The sequence below is a fragment of the Amycolatopsis xylanica genome (genome assembly GCF_900107045.1).
Lineage (GTDB): Bacteria > Actinomycetota > Actinomycetes > Mycobacteriales > Pseudonocardiaceae > Amycolatopsis > Amycolatopsis xylanica.
The window spans coordinates 262,875-285,393 of sequence record NZ_FNON01000007.1; the positions used below are offsets into that span (position 1 = coordinate 262,875).

20 protein-coding genes are annotated in these 22,519 nt (G+C 67.9%); 10 read left to right on the plus strand and 10 right to left on the minus strand.

Going from position 1 to position 22,519, the window contains the following annotated elements:
- Positions 1-23 precede the first annotated feature (23 nt).
- From BLV57_RS30615 to BLV57_RS30630, 4 genes are all read right to left on the minus strand, one after another.
- Complete coding sequence (locus BLV57_RS30615; protein ID WP_245757580.1) at positions 24-1,514, minus strand: glycoside hydrolase family 28 protein; 1,491 nt, start codon at positions 1,512-1,514, stop codon at positions 24-26.
- An 87-nt stretch (positions 1,515-1,601) separates the two neighbouring features.
- The gene (locus tag BLV57_RS30620; protein ID WP_091294630.1) at positions 1,602-2,234 is read right to left on the minus strand and encodes a TetR/AcrR family transcriptional regulator; all 633 of its coding nucleotides are present in this window, start codon (positions 2,232-2,234) and stop codon (positions 1,602-1,604) included.
- Between the two features lie 44 nt (positions 2,235-2,278).
- Entirely contained in the window at positions 2,279-3,847 is a 1,569-nt protein-coding gene (locus BLV57_RS30625; RefSeq protein ID WP_091294632.1) for an alkaline phosphatase D family protein, read from the minus strand.
- Between the two features lie 44 nt (positions 3,848-3,891).
- On the minus strand, positions 3,892-4,560 hold the full coding sequence (locus BLV57_RS30630; protein ID WP_091294634.1) for a hypothetical protein: 669 nt from the start codon (positions 4,558-4,560) through the stop codon (positions 3,892-3,894).
- Between the two features lie 176 nt (positions 4,561-4,736).
- Here BLV57_RS30630 and BLV57_RS30635 point away from each other — a divergent pair, with 176 nt between their 5' ends.
- The 6 genes from BLV57_RS30635 (at position 4,737) to BLV57_RS30660 (ending at position 12,887) form a co-directional block, all read left to right on the plus strand.
- Positions 4,737-7,667: an AfsR/SARP family transcriptional regulator gene (locus BLV57_RS30635; protein WP_281244444.1), complete on the plus strand. Its 2,931-nt coding sequence runs from the start codon at positions 4,737-4,739 to the stop codon at positions 7,665-7,667.
- Between the two features lie 140 nt (positions 7,668-7,807).
- Positions 7,808-8,995: a hypothetical protein gene (locus tag BLV57_RS30640; protein ID WP_091294637.1), complete on the plus strand. Its 1,188-nt coding sequence runs from the start codon at positions 7,808-7,810 to the stop codon at positions 8,993-8,995.
- The gene (locus tag BLV57_RS30645; protein WP_091294639.1) at positions 8,986-9,480 is read left to right on the plus strand and encodes an RICIN domain-containing protein; all 495 of its coding nucleotides are present in this window, start codon (positions 8,986-8,988) and stop codon (positions 9,478-9,480) included. The genes BLV57_RS30640 and BLV57_RS30645 overlap by 10 nt, the downstream gene beginning before the upstream one ends.
- A 128-nt stretch (positions 9,481-9,608) precedes the next feature.
- On the plus strand, positions 9,609-11,006 hold the full coding sequence (locus BLV57_RS30650; RefSeq protein WP_091294641.1) for an FAD-binding oxidoreductase: 1,398 nt from the start codon (positions 9,609-9,611) through the stop codon (positions 11,004-11,006).
- Between the two features lie 120 nt (positions 11,007-11,126).
- Positions 11,127-12,335, plus strand: coding sequence for a glycoside hydrolase family 88 protein (locus BLV57_RS30655; RefSeq protein ID WP_091294642.1), 1,209 nt, complete (start codon positions 11,127-11,129; stop codon positions 12,333-12,335).
- Positions 12,336-12,605: 270 nt separating this feature from the next.
- On the plus strand, positions 12,606-12,887 hold the full coding sequence (locus BLV57_RS30660) for a metal-sensitive transcriptional regulator (RefSeq protein WP_091294644.1): 282 nt from the start codon (positions 12,606-12,608) through the stop codon (positions 12,885-12,887).
- Here the strand turns inward: BLV57_RS30660 and BLV57_RS30665 are convergent.
- Complete coding sequence (locus BLV57_RS30665; protein ID WP_091294646.1) at positions 12,884-13,333, minus strand: DUF4396 domain-containing protein; 450 nt, start codon at positions 13,331-13,333, stop codon at positions 12,884-12,886. The genes BLV57_RS30660 and BLV57_RS30665 overlap by 4 nt on opposite strands.
- Before the next feature lie 54 nt (positions 13,334-13,387).
- On the opposite strand from BLV57_RS30665, the gene BLV57_RS30670 reads away from it, so the two are divergent.
- Positions 13,388-13,594, plus strand: a complete 207-nt coding sequence (locus tag BLV57_RS30670) for a heavy-metal-associated domain-containing protein (protein ID WP_091294648.1) — start codon at positions 13,388-13,390, stop codon at positions 13,592-13,594.
- A gap of 72 nt (positions 13,595-13,666) precedes the next feature.
- On the opposite strand, the gene BLV57_RS30675 is transcribed toward BLV57_RS30670, so the two are convergent.
- Together BLV57_RS30675 and BLV57_RS30680 are read right to left on the minus strand one after the other, a co-directional pair.
- A complete protein-coding gene (locus tag BLV57_RS30675) occupies positions 13,667-14,128 on the minus strand; it encodes a DUF305 domain-containing protein (RefSeq protein WP_091295110.1) in 462 nt (153 codons plus the stop codon).
- 66 nt (positions 14,129-14,194) lie between these two features.
- Entirely contained in the window at positions 14,195-14,575 is a 381-nt protein-coding gene (locus tag BLV57_RS30680; protein ID WP_143047182.1) for a hypothetical protein, read from the minus strand.
- Positions 14,576-14,731: 156 nt separating this feature from the next.
- On the opposite strand from BLV57_RS30680, the gene BLV57_RS30685 reads away from it, so the two are divergent.
- Positions 14,732-15,757, plus strand: coding sequence for an autoinducer 2 ABC transporter substrate-binding protein (locus BLV57_RS30685; RefSeq protein ID WP_091295112.1), 1,026 nt, complete (start codon positions 14,732-14,734; stop codon positions 15,755-15,757).
- Between the two features lie 69 nt (positions 15,758-15,826).
- Here BLV57_RS30685 and BLV57_RS30690 read toward each other — a convergent pair whose 3' ends face one another.
- From BLV57_RS30690 to BLV57_RS30700, 3 genes are all read right to left on the minus strand, one after another.
- Positions 15,827-17,104: an esterase-like activity of phytase family protein gene (locus BLV57_RS30690; protein ID WP_091294698.1), complete on the minus strand. Its 1,278-nt coding sequence runs from the start codon at positions 17,102-17,104 to the stop codon at positions 15,827-15,829.
- Between the two features lie 65 nt (positions 17,105-17,169).
- Complete coding sequence (locus BLV57_RS30695; protein ID WP_091294700.1) at positions 17,170-18,396, minus strand: DUF6923 family protein; 1,227 nt, start codon at positions 18,394-18,396, stop codon at positions 17,170-17,172.
- A 9-nt stretch (positions 18,397-18,405) separates the two neighbouring features.
- Positions 18,406-19,167, minus strand: a complete 762-nt coding sequence (locus BLV57_RS30700; RefSeq protein ID WP_091294702.1) for a bestrophin-like domain — start codon at positions 19,165-19,167, stop codon at positions 18,406-18,408.
- A gap of 465 nt (positions 19,168-19,632) precedes the next feature.
- On the opposite strand from BLV57_RS30700, the gene BLV57_RS30705 reads away from it, so the two are divergent.
- On the plus strand, positions 19,633-21,045 hold the full coding sequence (locus BLV57_RS30705) for a family 2B encapsulin nanocompartment shell protein (RefSeq protein WP_091294703.1): 1,413 nt from the start codon (positions 19,633-19,635) through the stop codon (positions 21,043-21,045).
- 91 nt (positions 21,046-21,136) lie between these two features.
- A complete protein-coding gene (locus tag BLV57_RS30710; protein ID WP_091294705.1) occupies positions 21,137-22,519 on the plus strand; it encodes a family 2B encapsulin nanocompartment shell protein in 1,383 nt (460 codons plus the stop codon).

Genomic DNA, 22,519 nt, shown 5'->3' on the forward strand with positions numbered 1-22,519 from the left:
TTTATCCCGAGCCGCACGAGCCTTTAGCAGGTGGTGGAGGAGTCGGCCGTCTTGATGCGGAGGGCTCCACCGGTCGTGTTGGCGCTGTCCTTGACGCAGTACCCGGACGCCGTCTGGAAGTCCAGGTCGGACGGGCTGTTCGAGCCGCGCTGGGCCGTGAAGTGGTCGAACGAGACGTTGGAGCTGTTGTTCACGATCACCGCGGGCCTGCCGTCGTTCTTGGCGAACTTGACCGAGCTGTTGACGAACTTGATGTTGTCCGCGAAGTGCACGTACCAGCCGTAGGCCGGGCGGGTCCCGATGCTCTTCGGGTTGTAGTCGGTCGGGCTGTTGCTCGGCACGCCGGTGGACATGGTGCCGTTGCCGCCGGGGACCGTCAGGTTGACGTTGGTGAACGTGACATCGCTGACCCGGTTCGAAGCGCTGTTACCCCAAATCGTCGGGCTGAAGTTGGTGCCGGTGTGCGTGCTCGTGATGTTGTCGAAGGTGATGTTGCTGATCGAGCCGATACCCGGGTTGTTGCCGCATCGCTTGCGCGTGCCGACCTTCATCGTGATCGGCGAGTACGAGCCCGCGATGGTGATGTTCTTGTAGTGCACGTCGGAGATCTTCGAGCCGTCCATCGAGACGATGCCGATGCCGGACTTGTGCGCGCCCTTCAGCGTGATGTCCGTGAAGTTGTAGCCGGTGAAGTCGCCACAGGTCTCCGAGCCGAACATCAACGCGTTGCAGCACACCGCCGACAGGTCGGCGTTGTTGACCGTCACGTTGCCGTTGGGCAGTTTCTTGCCGAGCGCGTAGTCGCTCTTGAAGACCAGCGCGTCGTCGTTGGCCGCGATCTTGGCGTTGGTGATCTTGACGTTCGTGGTGCTGATGATGTTCCAGCCGTCCCGGTCACCGGAAGTGGCGATCGTCAGCTTGTCCGACACGACGTTGGTGCAGCCGTTGATGAGCGCCGCGAAGTGGCCGCCGCGCTTGAGCGTGATCCCGCTCAGCGTGAGGCCGTCGCAGCGGGTGATCGAGAGGATCTTGTCGGCCTGGCCGGAGCTCGGGTTGCCGGTGATCAGGTGACCGCCGCCGTCGATGGTGCCGCCGCCGGTGAAGCCGATGTTCTTGAGGTTGTCGCCGTAGAACATCGCGTTGTGGAAGTGGCTGTGCCCGTAGTCCTGGTACTTGTCGTACGGGTTGGACTCCGGCGCGTCGTAGCCGCTCGCGCTGCCGGTGATCGTCGTGCCGGACGGGACGTTGATGACCACGTCGCTCTTGAGGTGGACCGTGCCCGCCATGACGTACGTGCCGACCGGGAATTCGACGATGCCGCCGCCTGCCCTGTTGGCCGCCGCGATCGCCTTGTCGGCGGCGGGGGCGTCGTTGGTCGAATCTCCTGCCTTGGCGCCGTAATCCGTGACCTTGTACACCGCGCCGGGAGCGGCGGACGCCACTTCCGTCCCCATGCCCACCAGGCCGAGCACGGCCAGTGCGACGAGTGCGAATCGACATCGCGAGGGTTTCACTGCAGACCGCCTTGTCTGAAGAAAACGTTCAGGACTGGACGGCGGTCAGCCCAGTCAAGCACACGAAAACCAGCCCCCACAAGGATTTCAGGGCCCGAGTTTCACCCCGCCGCGCAGCATGGCGAAACCGAGATCGGCGGCGGCGGACGCTTCGGGCAAACGGGCGTCGGCGGTCATTCCGCCCGCGAGCGCGGTCGCGTTGTCGGTCGCCAGCGTCCAGATGACGCCCACGATCTGCGCGGCAGCGAGGCGGGCGGCAGTGCCGGTGACGGCGGTCGTGTCGGCGAGCGCGGCGGCGACCGCCTCGAACGAGCGGGCGTTGAACTGCAGGAGCCGCGCGGCCAGCGCTGGCGTCTCGAGCACCATTTTGTACAGCGCCAGTACCTGCGGTTCGTCGTTGAGCCCGGTGATCGGGTCACGGCGGTTCAGGCCGTCGACGAAGTGGTCGCGCAGCGCGGTCAGCGGTGACTGCCGCGCCGCGCGCAACCGGATCACCCGGCCGCTTTCCGTTTCGTGGTCGGCGAACCGGTGCAGCACCAGGTCCTCTTTGGTCGGGAAGTAGGCGAACAGCGTGCGCTTGGACACCTCCGCCGCGTCGGCGACCTGTGCCACCGACACCTGGTCGAAACCGGCGTCGAGGAACATCGAGATCGCCGCGGCGGAGATGGCCTCGCGCGTCCGCTGCTTCTTCCGTTCACGCAGTCCTGGTCGATCACTCACCGGGATAGCGTATCTGCAAATTGCGTTTTATACCCGGTGCACATCTACACCTGTTGCAGACCGGGCTTGCCCGCCTGGACCACATAGCTGCGGTCGGTCGCGATGGTCACCTTGCCGATCGCGGGCTCGGTCGTGTCGGACACGGTCACGAAGTCGCCGCGCAGCTGCTCCTGGGTGGCGGTCATCCGGACGTAACCGCGCTTGCCCCGGCAGTACTTGACGTGCGGGTTGTTCGCGTACCACGCCGCCGACGGGTCCTTGGCGTCGTCGGAGTTGCTGGTGACCGAGGTGGTGACGAACTCGGAGCCGATGATCGGGTCGCTGTGGTTGAAGTAGTCGCGCCGCAGGTCGGCCGCCCAGTGCCGGTGCACGTCGCCGGTCAGCACGATCGGGTTGGGCACCTTGCGGTCGACCCAGCCCTTGGCGATTCGGTCACGCGACGCCTCGTAGCCCTGCCACGAGTCGGGGCTCTGGCAGGTCGTCTTGCTGCCGTCGTCGTCCCGCGTCGCGAAGAACACCTGCTGGCCGAGGATGTCCCAGGTCGCCGGGTGCGTCTCGAACTGCTTGAGCAGCCACGCCTCCTGCGCGGTGCCGAGGATCGACCTGGCCGGGTCGCGCATGGTCGTGCAGTTCGGGTTGCCGTCAGCGGGGTCGGGCACCTGCGCGTTGCGGTACTGGCGCGTGTCGAGCAGGTGGAACCGGGCGAGGTTGCCCCAGACGAACTGGCGGTACAGCTTGATGGTCGAGCCGCTCGGCTTGGCGGTCGACCGGATCGGCATGTGCTCGTAGAACGCCTGGAAGCCCGCCGCCTTGCGGTCGGCCGACGCGGGCGAGGTGGTGCCGTTCCAGTTGTTCATCACCTCGTGGTCGTCGAACACGACCATCCACGGCGCCATCGCGTGCGCGGCCTGCAGGTCGGCGTCGGTCTTGTGCTGACCGTGGCGCGCGCGGTAGAGCGCGAGCGTGGTGGCGTCGTCGGGAACGGCCAGCGAGCGCGGGTTGAGCGCGGAGAGCTTGCGTCCCGACTTCTTCTCGTAGATGTAGTCGCCGAGGAACAGCACCAGCTCGGGGTTGTCGGCGACCATGCCCTTGTACGCGTGGAACCAGCCCTCCTCCCAGTGCTGGCAGGACGAGAACGCGTACTTCAGCTGGTTGACCGCGGCGCCGGCGGCGGGCGCGGTGCGCGTGCGGCCCACCGGCGAGATGTAGCCCGCGGTCTTGAAGCGGTAGAAGTACTCCCGCCCCGGCTCCAAGCCCACCGGCTCCACGTGGACGCTGTGCGCCGACGCCTGGACCGCCGTCACCGTGCCCTTCTGCGCGATCGAGCTGAACGCGGCGTCGTTCGCCATCTCCCATTCGACCGTGTACGAGGCGTTCGGCATGCCGCCGAGGCCGTCCGGGTTCAGCGGGGCAGGCGCGAGCCGCGTCCACAGCACGACGCTGTCCGGCAGCGGGTCACCCGACGCCACGCCCAGCTGGAACGGGTCGTGGATGGCCGGAGCCGCCGCGGTCGTGCGGGCACTGGCCCACGAGGGCAGGGTGGCGGTGAGCCCTGCCGCGCTGACCGCGGCCGCGCCGCCGAGCAGCACGGACCGCCGGTTGACCTGACGCATGGCCGATTTCCTTTCAAAGAAGAGTATGAAAATTCAAAGAAAACTCAGGCGACGTAGTCGGTGATGCCGCCGCTGCAGGCTTCGAGCACGGGATTCGTAGCGGAGTAGTTCGCGACGCAGACCTTGTAGTAGACCCAGCCACCCTTGGGCACGTTTATCGCGGTTTCCTTGCTCGTTCCCGTGCCGCCCGAGTTCCACGCGTAGAACGGGCCCGCTCCGCCTTTCAGCCAGTACGCGACAACGCCGGATTTACCGTCACCGTCGTTGTCATAGACGACGAATTTGGCACCGGCGGATTTGAAAACACCCTCTGCGGCGCAGGTCCCGGACGAGCATTCGGCTGAGCCCGAACCGACACCGCAGTCCGGCGCGATGCGTTCGTCGGATCCGGTGTAGACGTACCCATCGGAGATGTAGCCGCCGAGCGCGGGCACGTAGTCCCACAGCGTCGTCTTGCCGAGCGGTCCTTCCACTGAGGATCCGATGGTCTGGCAGTCAATGGACACCGTGGCGCCGTTCGCGACCGTGCGCACGGCGGAGGCGTTCGTGCTCGGCGCGCGGCGGACGTTGAGCGGGTCGCCCGCCGTCTTGACCGTCCCGGTGGCGGCCGTGACGGCGGCGTCCGCGGAGACGACACCAGAGACCAGCAGCGCCAAAACGCTCACGGTCACCGCGGCGATTCCGCGAAGCCGCTGAGAAGCTGAAGTTGTCATAGCGCAGAGAATGGCCAGGTCGCGTACACGTTCCATACAAAGAGGTGACGTCGTTCACTGGGCAAGAGCCAGCACAGCCGCCAAATGGATCTAGCGGACCTGACAGAAACAGCCCTACTATCCGCAGTTATAGGACGAGCTGGGGCTTGCCCTAACGGATCGCTGGGGCGGTTTGCGTGAAACAGATTTCTTTTCGTATTCTGGGACCACTGGAAGTGGCAGTCGGCGGGCAGGCCATCCCGCTCGGCGGCCCCAAACCTCGTATGTTGCTGGCCGCGCTCCTGCTTCAACCGGGAGTCGTGGTCTCGACCGATCTGCTGGTCGACGTTCTCTGGCCGGAAGCCGCGCCACGTTCGGCGGCCGCGAACATCCGCACCTATGTGCATTCACTGCGCAGGCGGCTCGCCGAGTGCGACGCCGACCTCGCCGAACGGATCCAGAGCCGCGCGTCGGGCTACATCCTGACCGCGTCGCCCGACGAGCTCGACCACGTCCAGTTCGACAACCTGGCCACCGCGGCCCAGCAGGCGCTGGAACGCAAGGAACCCGAGAACGCGCTCGCCCATCTCGACCGCGCCGACGCGTTGTGGCGCGGCGACGTGCTCGAAGGGCTGGCGCACGACCACACCTGGGACCCGGTCGTCGCGCGGCTCGACGCGTTGCGGCTCGCCGTGCAGGAGCGGCGGCTGAAGGTCCGGATCCAGCTCGGCCGCTGTGCCGAGGCGATCGTCGAACTGCGCGGGCTGGTCGCGGAACACCCGCTGCGCGAGGAACTGTGGCAGCAGCTGATCATCGCGCTGCACGCCATCGGCCGCAAAGCCGAGGCGCTGGAGGCCTATCACCAGGCCGAACGGGTGCTGCGCCAGGAACTCAACGCGCCGCCGGGTCCCCGGCTGCGTGAGATGCGCGCCAAGCTGATGGCCGCGGTGACCGCGAAACCGGTGGCGCAGCGTCCCGTTCAGCGGGCACCGATCTGCCAGCTGCCGCTGGACCTGCCCGACTTCACCGGCCGCGACGCCGTGGTCGACAAGATGGTCGGGCTGCTGCGTGCCAGGCGGGAAAGCGGAACCCCGTCCGTCACCGTCCTTTCCGGGGCGCCGGGGGTCGGGAAGTCGACCATCGCGGTGCGGGTGGCCCACACGGTCCGCGACGAGTTCCCCGACGGGCAGCTGCACATCAACCTGGCGGGCACCTCCTCGACGCCGCGCGCGCCGATGGGCGTGCTGGAGGAACTGCTGCACGCGCTCGGCGTGACCGACGCCGGGATGCCCCGCGAGGAACGCGAACGGTCGGCACTGCTGCGGTCGAGGCTCGCGAGCGCGCGGATGTGCGTCATCCTCGACGACGCGGGCAGCGCGGCCCAGGTGCGCCCGCTGCTGCCGGGCACCGGCGCGTGCTCGGTGCTGGTGACCAGCAGGGTGCGGATGCCGGATCTGGCCGTCGCGACCGCCGTCGACGTTGACCTGCTGCCGCACGAGGAGGCCGCGAAACTGCTCGCCGGGATCATCGGCGAGCACCGGATGGCCGCCGAGCCGGACAGCGCGGCCGACATCCTGCGGCACTGCGGGTATCTGCCGCTGGCGATCCGGGTGGTCGGCGCGAAGCTCACGCATCGCACCGGCTGGACGCTCCGGATGCTGGCGAGCCGCCTGCGCGACGAGCGGCGGCGGCTCGACGAACTGCGCGTCGGCGATCTCGCCGTCCGCGCGAGTGTCACCTTGAGCTACGACCTGCTGCCCCCGGACGCCGCGCGGGCGTTCCGCGGGCTCGGCGCGCTGGGCCCGGTCACGTTCCCCGGCTGGGTGGTCGCCGCGCTGCTGGGCCATGACGAGGCCGACGACGTGCTCGACACGCTCGTCGACGCGCATCTGGTCGCGCTGGTCGGTTCCGACGGCACGGGCCAGCCGCGGTACCGGATGCACGACCTGTTGCGCTGCTACGCCGTCGACCAAGGTTCCGAGGAGGAGAACCGGCCGGCGGTGCGGCGAGTGCTGCGGGCGTATCTGGGCATGGCCGTCGAAGCCGCGCAGCGGATGCCGATCCATTTCTTCGGCGTCTTCCGCACGGACGACCACGCCCCGGGTCCGCTGCCGCGCGACGCCGACTACCTGCTCTCCGACCCGACCGCGTGGCTCGAAGGCGAGCGGCACACCGGCGTCGCGGCCATCGCGCTCGCGGCCGAGCACGGGTTCGACGACCTGGCGTGGCGCCTGGCGGTCGCGTTCACCCCGTATTTCGACCTGCGCGGGCACCAAGACGACTGGCGGCACACGCACACGGTCGCGCTGGCGGCGGCGCGGCGGGCTGGCTCGGTGACCGGGCAGGCGATCGTGCTGCGCAATCTCGGCCAGCTGGACCTGTACCTGGACGCCTACGCCGACTCGCTGAAGTCGTTCGAGGAGTCGCTGCGGCTGTTCGACGAGGCGGGCTTCGAACTCGGGGCGGCGATCGCGCAGGCGGGCGTCGGCACGGTGATGCGCATTCGCGGCGACGAGTCGGCGCTGGCGCTTTCGCAGGCGGCGCTGGCACGTTTTCTGGCCGTGGGCGACAAGCACGGTGAGGCGGTCATCCGCATCTCGATCGGGATGATCTGGCTGAAGAAGGGCTGCTACGCCACGGCGGGCCGCTGGTTCGACGACGCGCTCGAGCTGTCGGCCGAGATCGGCGACCGGCACCGCGAGGCGCACGCGTTGAAGCGCGTCGCGATGCTGCACCAGCACCGAGGCAACCTCGCCGCGGCGCGTGAGCTGATGCAGCGGGCGATCGCGATCTTCGACGAGCTCGACGACGACCACTGCGTCGGCTACGCCAACCAGAGCCTCGGCGAGCTGTGCCTGGCCAGCGGCGATCTGGCGCACGCGCAGCTGCTGCTGGTGAACTCGCTGAGCGTGCACCGGCGCAATGGCGACCGCCGCTCGGAGGCCGAGGTCTCGGAGCTGCTCGGCGAGCTGCACCAGGCGTTGAGCCAGCCGGAACGGGCTCGCAGCTACGCCGAGCGCGCGTTGGAGATCTGGCGCGAGCTGTCCGCCCGCCCACAGGAGTCGGCGCTGGCCGTACGCCTGCAGGAGGCGGCCGAGTCCACCTACGGAGTCGTCGCCACCGCCTGATGGTCGTGCGATAAAGCGGGCTTTATCCCGGACCGGGATAAAGCCCGCTTTATCCCGGGTGGGGCTTCTTGTATCGATCGTGTACGCGCCCTCGCAACACTTCAGCCACAACCTGAAGTGTTCCGAAGGGAGACCCGGCGATGGTCCGGATCAAGCAGCGTCGCGTGTGGGCGGCGCTTTTGGCTGTGGGGGCCGTGACCTCACTGGCCGCCACCCCGGCGCAGGCCGCGAACAACGCGTGGAGCGCCGATCTGTCCACCGTGGACGGTAATGACGTCAACGTCGCCTACGCCGGCGGCGCACTGTCCATTCAGGACACGAAGAGCGAGAGAAAGCCCGGCGAGGGCGCGCAGGGTTACCTGTTCATCGGCGAGCACCAGCTGGCCAAGCCCGCGAACCGGGTCACCGCGCAGGTCGCGGGCGCGAACGCCGAGGTCGACGTGCGCGGCAAGCTCGGCGCCGAGGACTGGACCGAGTGGACCCCGGCGGGCACCACGCTGCCGCAGACCGTTTCCTCGGTCGAGGTGCGCGTCTCGCTGCGCGGCGCCGACGCGAAGGTGCGCGACGTGAAGCTGAGCGCCGACCAGGCGCCGCAGGTCAGCTCGATGGCGGCCGCCGCGGCTTCGCCCGGCCTGACCTACAAGATCTACGCGACCCGCGAAGGCCTGACCGGCGGCACCACCGCCAACGGCCACGTGATCACCAGCCGCGACCACTTCGTCGCGCTGCCGTCCGGGAAGCCCTTGTCCCCCAAGGGAACCGGCAACTACAGCGTGCGCGTCTGCCTGACCGACAACAGCCGCTGCGAGTACGCGCCGGTGTGGGACGTCGGCCCGTGGAACGAGCGTGACGACTACTGGAACCCGTCGTCGGTGCGCTCGATGTGGAAGGACCTGCCGCAGGGCAAGCCCGAGGCGTACGCCGCGAACAAGGAAGGCTACAACGGCGGCAAGGACGACCGCGGCCGCCGCGTGCCCAACCCGGCTGGCATCGACCTGGCCGACGGCGTGTTCTGGGACGGGCTGAAGATGTCCGACAACGGCTACGTCAACGTCACCTACCTGTGGACCGGCTCCGGCCCGACCGGCGTCGTCACCACCGCCGGCGACCCGATGAACGTCCGCGGCAGCGCGAGCACCTCCGGCGCGGTCAAGGGTTTCGCGGCGAACTACGCCAAGGTGAACATCGAGTGCTACGTCGAGGGCGAGACCGTCACCGGGCACTTCGGCACCAGCAACATCTGGGACCGCATCGGTCCGGGGCACTACGTCTCCGACACCTACCTCAAGACCGGCTCGGACCTCCCGGTGGCGCCGAAATGCGCGTGAGCCTGCTGCTGGCGGCGACCGGGGTCGCCATGGCCACACTGTCCACTGTGGCCGGAGCGTCGACCGAAGCCGCCCAACCGCTGACCAACCTGAAGGCCTCGGACCAGGGCATGGCGTACTGCCTCGCGGTGGAGAACAACAGCGTCGCCGAAGGCGCGAAGGTCGTTCTCTGGTCGTGCAGCCTGGAATCGGCCCAGAACTGGACCTACACCTCCGCCTACCAGTACAAGAACGCCAAGAGCGGCAAGTGCCTCTCGACGGCGGGCGGGGCGACGGCCAACGGCACCAAGCTGATCCAGGCCACCTGCGGTGGCGGTCCGGAGCAGAAGTGGGAGAAGTCCCCGCCGAACGGCTCCTGGTACGCGCTGGAGAACGTCAAGAGCGGCCGGGTGCTCTCGCTGGCCAACAATGGCGCCATCACCAACGGCACCCCGGCGATCCTCTGGGCCTACAACGGCGGCCACGAGCAGAAGTGGTCGCAGTAGTTCACCGGTGAAACCCCGGCGGATCGCCCGATCCGCCGGGGTTTTCGCACTTTCGGGCAGACCGGTCCGCCCGCTTGACCGCACCGGCGGATATCAAGTACCGGCCACCGGCAGCGAGACTGGACGGCATGACTTCACTCGACATCCAGAGCGTTGACTCGCTGCGCGCCGCACTGACCGGGGTCGCCATCGTGGCGGGCGACGAGGGCTACGACGAGGCCCGGCGCGTCTGGAACGGCGAGATCGACCGCCACCCCGCCGTCATCGCCCGCTGCGCGAGCGCCGAGGACGTCGCCGCGAGCCTGGCGTTCGCGCGGGAACGGGGACTGGACGTCACCGTGCGCGGCGGCGGGCACAACCTGAGCGGGGCAGCTGTGCAGGACGGCGCGCTGATGATCGACCTGAGCGGGCTGCGCGCCATCGACATCAACCCCGGCGCGCGGACCGCACGGGTCGGCGGCGGCGCCACCTGGGCGGAGCTGGACGCGGCCGCGCAGGCGCACGGGCTCGCGACGCCGGGCGGCACGGTGAGCGACACCGGTATCGGCGGGCTCACCCTCGGCGGCGGGTTCGGCTGGCTGACGCCGCGGCACGGGCTGTCGATCGACAACCTGCTCTCAGCCGAGATCGTGCTCGCCTCCGGCCAGGTGCTCGACGTGTCCGAGGACGACCACTCCGAGCTGTTCTGGGCGATCAGGGGTGGCGGCGGCAACTTCGGCGTGGTCACCGAGTTCCGGTTCCGGCTGCACCCGGTCGGCCCGCTGGTCCAGCTCGGGATGTTCTTCTGGAGCGTCGAGCACGGCACCGAGGCGCTGCGCTTCGCGCGGGACGTGCTCGCCGGGCTGCCCGGCGGGATGGGCGCGATGATGGTCGGGTTCAACGCGCCGCCGGCGCCGTTCGTGCCAGAGGAGTACCACCTGAAGCCCGGGTACGCGCTGACCATTGTGGACTTCGACGGCGACAAGCTCGACGGTGTCGCCGCGAAGATCCGCGAGGGGCTGCCAGCCCAGTTCGAGATGGTCAGCCCGATTCCGTACGCCGAGCTGCAGAAGATGCTCGACGCCGCGATCCCGCCGCATTCGCTGTCCTACGAGAAGTCGGTCTATGTCGAAGAACTGACCGACGAGCTGATCGACGTGATCACCCGGTATCTGCCGCGGAAATCGTCGCCGATGTCACTGATGCCCATTTTCCCGATGAACGGTGCATATTCGGCGGTGCCGGAGGAAGCGACGGCATTCGGCGGTACCCGGCGGCCCGGTTTCACGCTCGGGATGGCCGCGGGCGCGCCGAACCGGGAGTTGTTCGAGGCCGACCGCGCCTGGGTGCGCGCGTTCTGGGAGGCGCTCGTGCCGCACTCCAGCAACTACGGTGGCTACGTGAACTTCATGTCGGAGTTCGAAAACGACCGCGTGCGCGCGTCGTACGGCCCGGCGAAGTACGAGCGGCTGTCCCGGATCAAGGCGGTTTACGACCCGGAGAACGTGTTCCACCACAACGCGAACATCAAGCCGGCGCAGATATGAACTGAGCTGATGAATTCACAACCATGAACACCGGCGTTCGTGGGTGTACAAGCACATTGCCGTTGTGTAAAACTGCCTCGGGGCCCCCGGTTGCATTCTTCCCCCCGAGGATGGCGAACAGTGAATCTCAGTCGTAGGACCCTGCTGACCAGTGCGGCGACCGCCGCCGTGGCAACGGCCGCGATGCCGCTTTCCCCTGCGCTGGCAGAGGAAAGCGGCACCTTGGCGACGTTGCGCTCCGCCGCCGAGTACACGGCGGCGAAGGCGAAGGCCGTCGCGCCGACGCTCACCGGTTTCCCGGTGATCACCAAGGCCGAGAAATGGTCGTATTCCCAGAATGGCGACTGGGTCGGCGGATTCTGGCCAGGCACGCTGTGGATGTCGTATCTGTACACAAAGGACGAGCAATTCAAGACGCTCGCCACGCAGTGGGCCGACAAGCTCGCGCCGAGGCAGAACGACACCGGCACGCACGACCTCGGCTTCCTGTTCTACCCGTCGTGGGTGACCGCGTACCGGCTGACCGGCGAGGCCAAGTGGCGTGACGGCGCGATCCAGGCGGCGTCCTCGCTCATCCAGCGCTACAACGACAAGGGCCACTTCATCCGTGCCTGGGGCGCGCTCGGCACGCCGGGCAACGCGGGCCGGGTCATCATGGACACGATGATGAACCTGGACCTGCTGGCGTTCGCGAGCAAGGAGACGGGCGACCCGAAATACCTCACCATCGCCACCGAGCACGCGAAGACCACCCAGAAGGCGTTCCCGCGCCCGGACGGGTCCACCCCGCACGTGTTCGACTTCGACCCGGCGACGGGCGCGGCCATCGGCCCGAACAGCGTGCAGGGCTACGGCCCGGCGTCGTGCTGGTCCCGAGGGCAGGCGTGGGGCATCTACGGGTTCACCACCATGTACCGGCGCACCGGCGACCCGCAGTTCCTCGCCACCGCGCGCAAGCTGGCCGACTACGCGCTGAGCAAGCTGACCCCGGACAACGTGCCGGTGTGGGACTACCTCGCCCCGCAGGCGCCCTACGACGTCAAGGACGCCTCGGCCGGTCTGATCATGGCGTGCGGCCTGCAGGACCTCGCGGTGGCGGCCAAGCGCCCGGCATACCGTGACGCGGCGCTGCGGATCCTCACCGCGACCTCGAAGACCTGCCTGACCCGCGAGTCGAAGCGCGCGGAGGCGGCGGTCGCCCGGTGCACCCGGAACCGGCCCGCGGAGGACGGCGTCGAGGTCTCGCTGCCGTACGCCGACTACTACCTGCTCGAAGCGATCCTGCGCGTGCTGCGGCCTGCGGAGGTCTCGCAGGCCATCGGCCTCTGACCTCACCTGTCGCGAGTGGTACGGCCGGTTCTATTGGGCGGAAGTTCGTGAGTGTTTTGACGCTTCGTTTCCCACACGCCGGGCCCCGGTCTGAGTGACGAGGGCGGCCCTTGTCACCCAGAGCGTTGCAAGGGCGACCCTTGTCACGTGCCCAGGGTGGACGAGCCCGAGCGACCGGTCCGCTAGAACCGGCCACACCACATTCGTCCCGGTCCGCATACCAATACGGGGTATGATGGACCGGGACGAGTGCGTTGGGAGAGGGTTGCGATGGCGAGCTACAGCACCGACAAGGAGGCCTACCTCAAGCGGCTTCGCCGCGTCGAGGGGCAGATCCGGGGGCTGCAGCGGATGGTCGAGCAGGACAAGTACTGCATCGACATCCTCACCCAGGTCTCGGCGGCCACCAAGGCACTGCAGTCCTTCTCGCTCGAGCTGCTCGAGGAGCACCTGTCCACCTGCGTGGTCGACGCGGCCGCGGCCGGTGGCAAGGAGGCCGAGGTCAAGGTGAAGGAAGCCTCCGACGCGATCGCGCGGCTCGTCCGCTCCTAGTGGTGATGGTGGGCGTGCACCTTGGCGTGGCCGAGGCCGCGCCCGATCATCCACTTGTTGACCGGCACGGTCACCACGAAGGCGATCACCAGCGAAAACACCAGTGACGCCCAGAACAGCCAGTTGCCGAGCCCCGCGTCCATCGCGCCGGGCACCGCGACGATGACCGTGTTGTCGACCAGCTCCATCACGGCGATGGACACGGTGTCGGCCGCCAGCGCGACCTTGAACGCCTGGCCGAAGCCCATCCCCGAGCGCAGCACCCCGCGCATGGTCAGCCCGTAGCCGAACACGAAGGCGAGCGCGATCGAGAGCACCACGGTCGCCGCGTTGCGCAGGCCGAACGCGGTGCCGAGCACCATGCCGAGCACCTCGCCGATGGCACAGCCGGTCAGGCAGTGCAGTGTCGCGGAGATCGCGGTGGACCAGGACGCCTTGTCGTTCATGGCGTGTACCCTACCCCCCATGGGTATAGTCCGCGACCCGCAAAGGAGCCCGAAGTGACCGAGACGACCTTCGCCGTCGAGGGGATGACCTGCCAGCACTGCGTCAAGTCGGTGACCGAAGAGGTGTCGGCGCTCGACGGCGTCACCGCCGTCCAGGTCGACCTGGCCTCCGGCGCGCTGACGATCACCAGCACCGGCGACCTCGACCCGGCCGACGTCCGCGCCGCCGTCGACGAGGCCGGCTACCAGCTCACCGCCTGACCGGCCGCGTGGGATAAAGCGGGCTTTATCCCGGGTGCTTTCCCCGGGATAAAGCCCGCTTTATCCCGTCCTCTACCCGAGCAGCCCGGTCATGGTCGCGATTTCGGCCTCCTGGCCGTCGATGACCTGCTGGGCGAGCTGCCGCGCGCCGGTGTGCGCGCCGTCGCGGAGCTCGTCGCGGGCCATGGTGACCGCGCCGCGGTGATGCTCGATCATCGCCTTGAGCCAGTCGGCTCGCGTGGCCGTGACCATCGGGGCACCGTGGTCCATGCCCTCATGGCCGGACGCGGACGCGCCCCACTCCTTCAGCCAGCCGGTCAGCCGGTCGATCTCGGGAGCCTGGGCCGCCTGGATCTGCCGGGCCAGCGCCGCGACCGGTTCGCCGGCGTCGGCGGGCAGTTTTTCGGACATGGTGAGCGCCTGGCGGTGATGTGGGATCATCCGCTGAGCGAATGTCACATCGGCCTGGTTATGGTCCGCTTCCGGCGAACATCCGGTCAACGCGAGTGCCGCGAACAGCACGAAACCAGACATCACTATCTTCATAATTCTTTCCTCGCTCGAGGTGGTACGGACTGGGTCGGCGTGAAATCCCGCCGATCAGATCCGCAGCACACAAGCGAGGTGCAGGATTACCCGTCCACTCACCGCCGCCGGCGGCGCCCGTGCGAATGCGCGGGAATACGCGGGGCCCGCCATGCGCACACCTGAGCGGAAACGGCTCCGAAGCGCCAGCAACGTCAAAGCGGCGGCCGCGAAAGCGATCAGGATCGCCAGGCAGAGGTGCAGCATCCCGTCCGCCGGGACACCCGGCTCGTCGGCGACCGGCTCGGTAAGGGCTTCCGGCGCCGCGGCCATGACCTGCGAAACCCCATGTCCGGGCCCATGCGCGGCGACGACGTGGTGCATCGCGACCACGCCGAGCAGCAGGGCGCAGAGCAGCGTCCACCGCACGATCGGGTGACTGCCGGAACGGGACATCGTGATCATGGTAATGCATGCATGTTCGCGCATGAGCACGGCTGCGCAAACGTTTTCGACTATACGTTGACCCAGATGGCGCAATCCCCTACCTTTGCGGGGATCTCCGCCGCACGCGCAGATTTACCACAACGGAATCACCTCGAAAGGGTGGAGATGCGAAGGCCGACGAAGAAACTCGTCGTAACCGTCTTGCTCACGCTCTGCGGAACGCTCGGGCTGACCGGCTGTCAGGATCAGAACGCCGGTTCCCTTGCCGATCCCAACGCGAAACAGACGAAGATCGCGTTCATCCCGAAAGTCAAGGGCATCCCCTATTTCGAAGCGATGAACACCGGCGGGCAGGAAGCCGCCAAACAGCTCGGCGTGCAGTGGATCTTCACGGGACCGGTGACCGCGGACGCGAGCGCCCAGGTCGACATCATGCGTCAGCTCGTCGAGCAGAAGGTCGACGTGATCGTGGTCGCCCCCAACGACCCCGACACGCTCGCGCCAGCCATCGCCGACGCGAGACGCAAGGGCGTCCACGTGATGACGTCCGACACCGACGCGCCGCGCTCGCAGCGCGAGCTGTTCGTCAACCAGGCCGACGTCGATGGCATCGGGGCCGCGCTCACCGAGGCGCTCATGTCGAAGATGGGCGGCCAGGGCAAGTACGCCATCGTCTCCTGCGGCCCGGCCGCGCAGAACCTCAACGCCTGGATCGCCGCGCAGAAGGCCTACACCGCCCGGAAGTACCCGAAGGCCCAGATCGTCGACATCGTCTACGCCAGCGAGGACGAGGAAGCCGCGACCGTGCTCGCCAAGGAGCTCATGCGCGACCACCCCGACCTCACCGGGCTGGTCGGCGAGTGCACCACCTCGGCGCCCGGCGTCGCGAAGGCCGTGCGCGAGGAGCAGAAGATCAGCCAGGTCTTCACGGTCGGCGTCGGCACCCCGCAGGCCATCAAGCCTTATCTCGCCGACGGCTCGTGCTCGATGTCGGTGCTGTGGAACGTCGAGCAGCTCGGCTACCTGACCGCGTGGGCCGCGAAGCAGGTGGCCGACGGCAAGCCGCTGCTCGAGACCAACAAGGTCAGCGGTGAGCTGCCCGCCGTCAAGTACAACGCCGAGCAGAAGATGCTCCTGCTCGGCGACCCGCTGCGCATCACCACGGAGAACGTGGACCAGTTCAAGTACTGAGACCCGGGATAAAGCGGGCTTTATCCCGGGCTGGAGTAAAGCCCGCTTTATCCCGGGTCACCACCCGGGCTAGAGGCGGCGGGTGTCGATGACCAGGAACTCGCCGTCGTCCTGCGAGCCGTCGGGCAGGGTCTTGCGGCGCAGGCCGTACGGGGGCGCCGCCGTGGTGACGCCGTCGATGCCGAAGTCGCTGTCGTTGCTGATGACCAGCGTCCGGCCACCGTCGTTCGTGGCGATCCCCTCGACCTTGTCGTGCCCGAAGAACCCGCCGGCCGGGTCGATCTTCGTGACCAGCGCGCCGAGGTCGAGCGTCAGCTTCTTCGAAACCGGGCGGACGCCGGCCGCGAGCAGGCGGGCCGACACGGTCGCGGTGTCGTCGGTGCCCGCGAACGCTTCAAGCGACTTGCCGTCGATCGTCCGGCCCGTCACGTCGGTCGCGCCCGCGAGGTCGATGCCGAACAGCTTCTTGTAAGCCCCCGGCGCCGTCTTGCCGTCGCGCTCGTCGACCAGGAACCTCGAGCCGCCCAGCGCGGTGATCTCACTGATCGCGCCGCTGTGGGTCTTCGGGTCGTCGAGTAGGTAGACGTACTGGTGCGTCGAGCGGGTACGCAGGTCGACCGTCACGATGCGGATCACCGCGACGTTGCCCGGCTTCTGGGTCAGGTCGGGTTGCCGCAGCGCCGACTGCATGATGCCGACCAGTGTCTTTCCGTCCGGCGAAACGGTCAGGCCTTCCATGCCCTTGTTCGGCACGCGGTACTTCAGCTCGGTGGGCAGCGAGCCGTCGAAGGGCGAGAGGCGCTCGATCGCGCGGCCGTCGCGGCCGAAGTGCGTGATGAACGGGCCGTACTCGTCGGAGACCCAGAACGTGCCGTCGTGCAGTGCGACCAGGCCCTCGGGGTCGTAGCCGTTGACGTCGGGGGCGAGCGGCTTGCCGTCGAGGTCGACGATCGTCTCGCCGGTGTCGGCCTGCGTGCTGCGCCGTCCGGAGTACGGTGTGCCGTCCTTCGCGCGCAGCGGGATCACGCGGAGTAGCTCGGCCTTGCCGTCGCGCAGGCGGAAGCGGCCGATCGACGGGGTGAACGCCGGGATCGGCTCGACCTTCTCGCCGTTGGGGCCGTCGACGTTGGGGCCGCGGTCGGTGAGCCCGTAGAACTCCGTCCGCGACCCCGGGACCGGCGCGAGCGCCGAGCCGAACGAGCTGCCCTTGATCTCCACTCCGCCGATCGTGGCGAGCGGCGGGATCTTCGTCTTGTACACCTGCACCGGGCGGCAGTCGGCCGCCGCGGTGCCCGCGGTCAGCAGCGGCAGCACGAGGATCGCCGCCGCGACACTTCTGAACTTCATCCATGGCCTCCTAGACAGTCCGCGGGATTCTCTGCGGCACAGATGTCTCGGAAGCGTCGAGCAGGTTAACGAGCGCGCCTGATGGCGTGCCCGGCGGCCGCACCGCCCAGTATCAGCACCAGTGTGGTCATCGCCACTCGGCGCTTCTGCTGGGTGCGCTGGTCCTTTTTGACGGCCTGCATCGACGTTTTCGGCGCCACATACGGCTTCTTGACCACCGGGGGCGGGGGTGGCGGCGGAGGTGGGGGTGGCGGCGGAGGCTGCGGCAACGGGGTCGGCACCGGCGGTGGAACGACCGGCGGCCGCTCCACCGGAGGCGGTGCCGACGGTGGCTCGGGTTGTGGCTCCGGCGGTGCGGGCTCCGATGTGGACGGTGGTGGCGGCTCCGGGGTCTCCGAAGGCGGAGGCGGCTCAGGAGTCGGCGTCGGGGGTGGTGGCGGTGGCGGGACCGGCACGGAGAAACAGCCGGCGGCGTCGGAGCTGATCAGCGGCGGACCGGAGGCCAGCTCGGTCACCGAGCCGTCGCGGCCGACGCGGAACAGCACGCTGCGGGTGCCGATCCGGTTCGCCGTCGTGTAGAGCGTGCCGTCGGGGCCGAGCACGAGCGCGCCGTACGCAGTGCCCTCCGGCACCCGGGGGAAGCCCGGCACGGTCTTGGTGATCCCGGTGGCCGGGTCGATCGTCACGACCGCGCCCTTCGCGCGGAACGAGGTGGAAATGCCGTAGAGCAACCCGTCAGCCGGGTTGAAGTCGAAATCGTCGACGCCGATGGCGAGCGTGATCGGCCGCAGCGAGGTCCGTTTCAGCACGGCCAGATAATTCGGGCTGGCCGGATCGACGTCCACTGTGTAAAGGTTGCCCTCTTTTCTGATGTACCAAAGGTTTCCGACGATGGAACCGGCGGTGGCGCCGGTCACGACGCTCCACGGGCCGGTCTTGCCGCCGACCTTGCGCACCGGCCCGAGATCGGCCGTCTTCCCGGTCCGGTCGATGGTGAGCACGTGCCCGCCGTCATGGAACCGGCCTTTCTTGTCGCCGTCGGCGATGCTGTAGACCAGGTCCTGGGTGGCCGAGTAGCCGAGCGCGTTGACCCAATACCCGATGGCAGGCAACGGTTGTTCCGCCGCTTCGGGCAGATCGAGCAGCGAGATCTTCGACGTCGGGCCTTCGGAGACGTTCAGCGCGTGCATGACCCGGCAGCCTGCCGCCTGCTGGGCGGCGGCCGACGAGGTGACCAGCACCGGAAGTGCGGTCATCGTGACGACGCCTGCCAGCGCGAAGAGTTTGCGCACGTCAGCTCGTCAGCTCAGCCGGTCGAGCGCGGACGAGAACGCGTCGGGGCCGATCTTGGCTCCCCCGGTGAACGGGTTTTGCAGCTGATAGATGGCGAACAGCAGCAACGTGATCGTGCCGGCCAAAGTGGACACGATGATGACGTGCGCGGCCAGTTTGGTGCCACCGAACAGGTTCGGCAGCAGCACCGTGACGATCGTGCCGAGAATCAGCGCGAACCAGACGACCGCGCCGACCCCGGCGTCCTTCGCCGCGGCGATCCGCGCCTCTCGCGCCTGGTAGACCTGCCAGAGCTGGTTCGTCGCCTCGATCTTGCGGTCCTTCACCCAGTCTTCCTCGGCTGGCGCCTCGGCGACGGCCTTGCGCATCTCCTCGAGCTGGCCCCACGCGGTGTCGGGCACCTTGCCGCCGTCCCGCATGCGCGGCCATTCCTTCTCCGCCACCGTCTTCGAGTACGCGGCGGCGAGGGTGCGCACCTTGTCCTTCGTGGTGTCGCCGAGCGCGTCGGCCGCCCAGGTGGCCGCGACCAGGCTGTCGGCTTCGAGGGTGGCACCGTCCTGGGTGGCCTTGACCGTGTCGAACTGCGCGATCAGGACGAACGCGACGAGCACCGCCTGCAAGCCGGCGACGATGGTGAACACCTGACCGGCCGCGTCGTTGTTCTCCGCCCGCCCCTCGTCCCACCCGAATCGCCTGACCAGGTATCCGATGACGGCGGCGACGACGGCCGCTCCGGCCACCCACAGGATGCCGGACACGTAGATGTTCATTTTTCTTCCTCCCGGTGACGGTTCAAGTTAGCCAGCGTTGATCACGGCTTCAAGACCACCCCCGTCAATTCATTCGAGTGGTTCTATGTAAAGACGCCGGTGTCACTGAGTTGGCGCAATTCGGCATACCCGTCCCGGCAAACGGGGCATTTCCGTTGACTCGTCCGTTCGGCCGCTACTCCAATCGTGAACAGGGGCGTGACCTCTTGTCACAGCAGGATGATCTTCGCAACACTTGACCCGAACGGACCAGGGACACAAGGATAGTTGACCAGGGGCCAATCGTAGGACGACTGGCGTTCAGGTGAATATCGGCTCTAACCCATTCGTGTGCTTGTCTGCCGTTCGCGGGTTGCTATGTTGAATCCACGGGGCGGGCTACCGGGGAATTAATCACCAAAAACCCTGTTTACCGCATTTTTAAAAACTACATTTCCGCACGACTATCGATGGGTGGATCTTGCTGTGACCGTGACCGAATCGGACACTTCTGCCGCAGGCTCACAGGGTGCCGAACATTCGCAGTTGAGCCTGGGCCGGGCCGCCGCACGCAACCTGGCCACGACGACCAAATCCGTGCCGCAGATGCAGGGCATCTCGTCGCGGTGGCTGCTCAAGATGCTTCAGTGGACGCAGGTCAACGGTGGTGCCTACCGGGTCAACCGGCGGCTGAGCTACGCGGTCGGCGACGGCAGGGTCACCTTCGAGAAGACCGGCACCGACGTCAAGGTCATCCCGGCGGAACTCGGGGAACTGCCGCCGCTCAAGGGGTACGAGGACGAAGAGGTGCTGCCGGAGCTGGCGCGCCGGTTCACCCAGCACGAGTACGAACCCGGTCAGGTGCTCGTCGAATTCGGCAGCCCTGCCGACACCGTGTACCTGATCGCGCACGGCAAGATCAGCAAGACCGGCACCGGCGAGTACGGCGACGAGACCGCGCTCGGGGTGCTGAAGGGCGGCGACTACTTCGGCGCGCAGGTGCTCACCTCGGCCGACGGGATCTGGGAGTTCACCGCGAAGGCGGTCACCACGGTCACCGTGCTCACGCTGAGCCGCCAGGCGTTCGAGCAGGTGCTCGAACAGTCCGAATCGCTGCAGGCGCAGATCTCCGAGGCGACCTCGGAGAGCGGCAAGGCCAACAACTTCGGCGAGGCCGAGATCGACATCTCGTCCGGCCACGACGGGGAACCGTTGCTGCCCGGCACCTTCGTCGACTACGAGACCAAGCCGCGTGAGTACGAGCTGAGTGTCGCGCAGACCGTGCTGCGGGTGCACAGCCGCGTCGCCGATCTCTACAACAACCCGATGGACCAGATCGAGCAGCAGTTGCGCTTGACCATCGAGGCGCTGCGTGAGCGCCAAGAGTACGAAATGATCAACAACAAGGAGTTCGGCCTGCTGCACAACGCGGACTTCGCGCAGCGGGTGCCGACCCGCACCGGCCCGCCGACCCCCGACGACTTCGACGAGCTGCTTTCGCTGGTGTGGAAGGAGCCCGGCTTCTTCCTGGCGCACCCGAAGGCCATCGCCGCCTTCGCCCGCGAGTGCTCGAAGGCAGGCATCTACCCGACCGGCGTCGACGTCGGCGGCCACAAGGTGCCCGCGTGGCGCGGCGTGCCGATCTTCCCCTGCAACAAGCTCGAGGTCAGCGGCACCAGGACGAGCAACGTGCTGCTGATGCGCACCGGCGAGCAGAACCAGGGCGTCGTCGGCCTGCGCCAGATCGGGCTGCCCGACGAGTACGAACCAGGCCTGAACGTCCGGTTCATGGGCATTTCCGAGCAGGCCATCATCTCCTACCTGGTCAGCACCTACTACTCCGCCGCCGTGCTGGTGCCGGACGCCATCGCGGTGCTGGAGGGCGCGCAGGTCGGCTGACCCGCACCGCTCCAGCCTCTGTCCCGGCGCGTCCACAGTGGACGCGCCGGGTCCTGCCAGCACCCCGAAACCCAGATAGGCGGATTCTGTAATGACCACAACGGAGCCGGAGCAGCGGCTGAGCCTAGGCACGGCCGCGGCGCGCAAGCTGGCGACGACCACCAAGACCGCGCCACAGATGCAGGGCATCACGCCGCGCTGGCTGCTGAAGATGCTGCCTTGGGAAGAGGCCAAAGGTGGCGCGTACCGGGTCAACCGGCGGCTGACGTACACCGTCGGCGACGGCCGGGTGAGCTTCACCAACGTCGGCGCCGACATCAGGGTGGTGCCGCAGGAACTGTCGGAATTGGCTCTGCTGCGTGGTTTCGACGACGAGGACACGCTGGTCGCGCTCGCCGACCGGTTCGTGCAGCACGAGTATCAGCCCGGTGACGTGATCGTCGAGCGCGGCACGCCCGCCGACGAGGTCGTGCTGATCGCGCACGGCAAGGTCGGCAAGGTCGGCCCCGGCGAGTACGGCGACGAGGTCGACCTCGGCAGTCTCGCCGACGGTGACCACTTCGGCGAGGAGGTGCTCAGCGGGGTCGAGCGGAACTGGCTGTTCACGGCCAAGGCGCTGACCCCGGTGATCGTGCTGAAGCTGCGCTCGGCGGCGTTCCAGGATCTCAACGGGCGCTCCGAGCTGCTCAGCCAGCACGTCCAGAACGCGCTGGCCAGCGGGGAAAAGCCGCAGAACGCGCGTGGTGAGGCGTCGATCGACCTGTCGTCCGGTCACGACGGCGAGCCGTGGCTGCCCGGCACGTTCGCCGACTACGAACTCGCGCCGCGCGAGTACGAGCTGACGGTCGCGCAGACCGTGCTGCGAGTGCACACCAGGATCACCGACCTCTACAACGGCCCGATGAACCAGCTGGACGAACAGCTGCGGCTGACCATCGAGGCGTTGCGGGAGCGTCAGGAATACGACCTGATCAACAACCGCGACTTCGGCATGCTGCACAACGCCGACCTGAGCTCGCGCATCCACACCCGCAGCGGCCCGCCGACCCCCGACGACCTCGACGAGCTGTTCAGCAGGCGCCGCAAGACGAAGTTCTTCCTCGCCCACCCGCGCACGATCGCCGCGTTCGGCCGGGAGTGCACCAAGCGCGGGCTGTACCCGGAAGGCACGGTCGTCGACGGCAAGGCCGTCAACGCGTGGCGTGGCTGCCCGATCCTGCCGTCCGACAAGATCCCGATCTCGGAGACCGGCACCTCGTCGATCATCGCGATGCGTACCGGGGTCGACGACAACGGCGTGATCGGGCTGCACCAGACGGGCCTGCCCGACGAGTACCAGCCTGGGCTGAACGTGCGGTTCCAGGGCATCACCGAGCAGGCGATCGCGACCTACCTGGTCAGCACCTACTACTCGGCAGCGGTGCTGGTGCCGGACGCGCTCGGCGTGCTGGAAAACGTCGAGATCGCGCGCTAG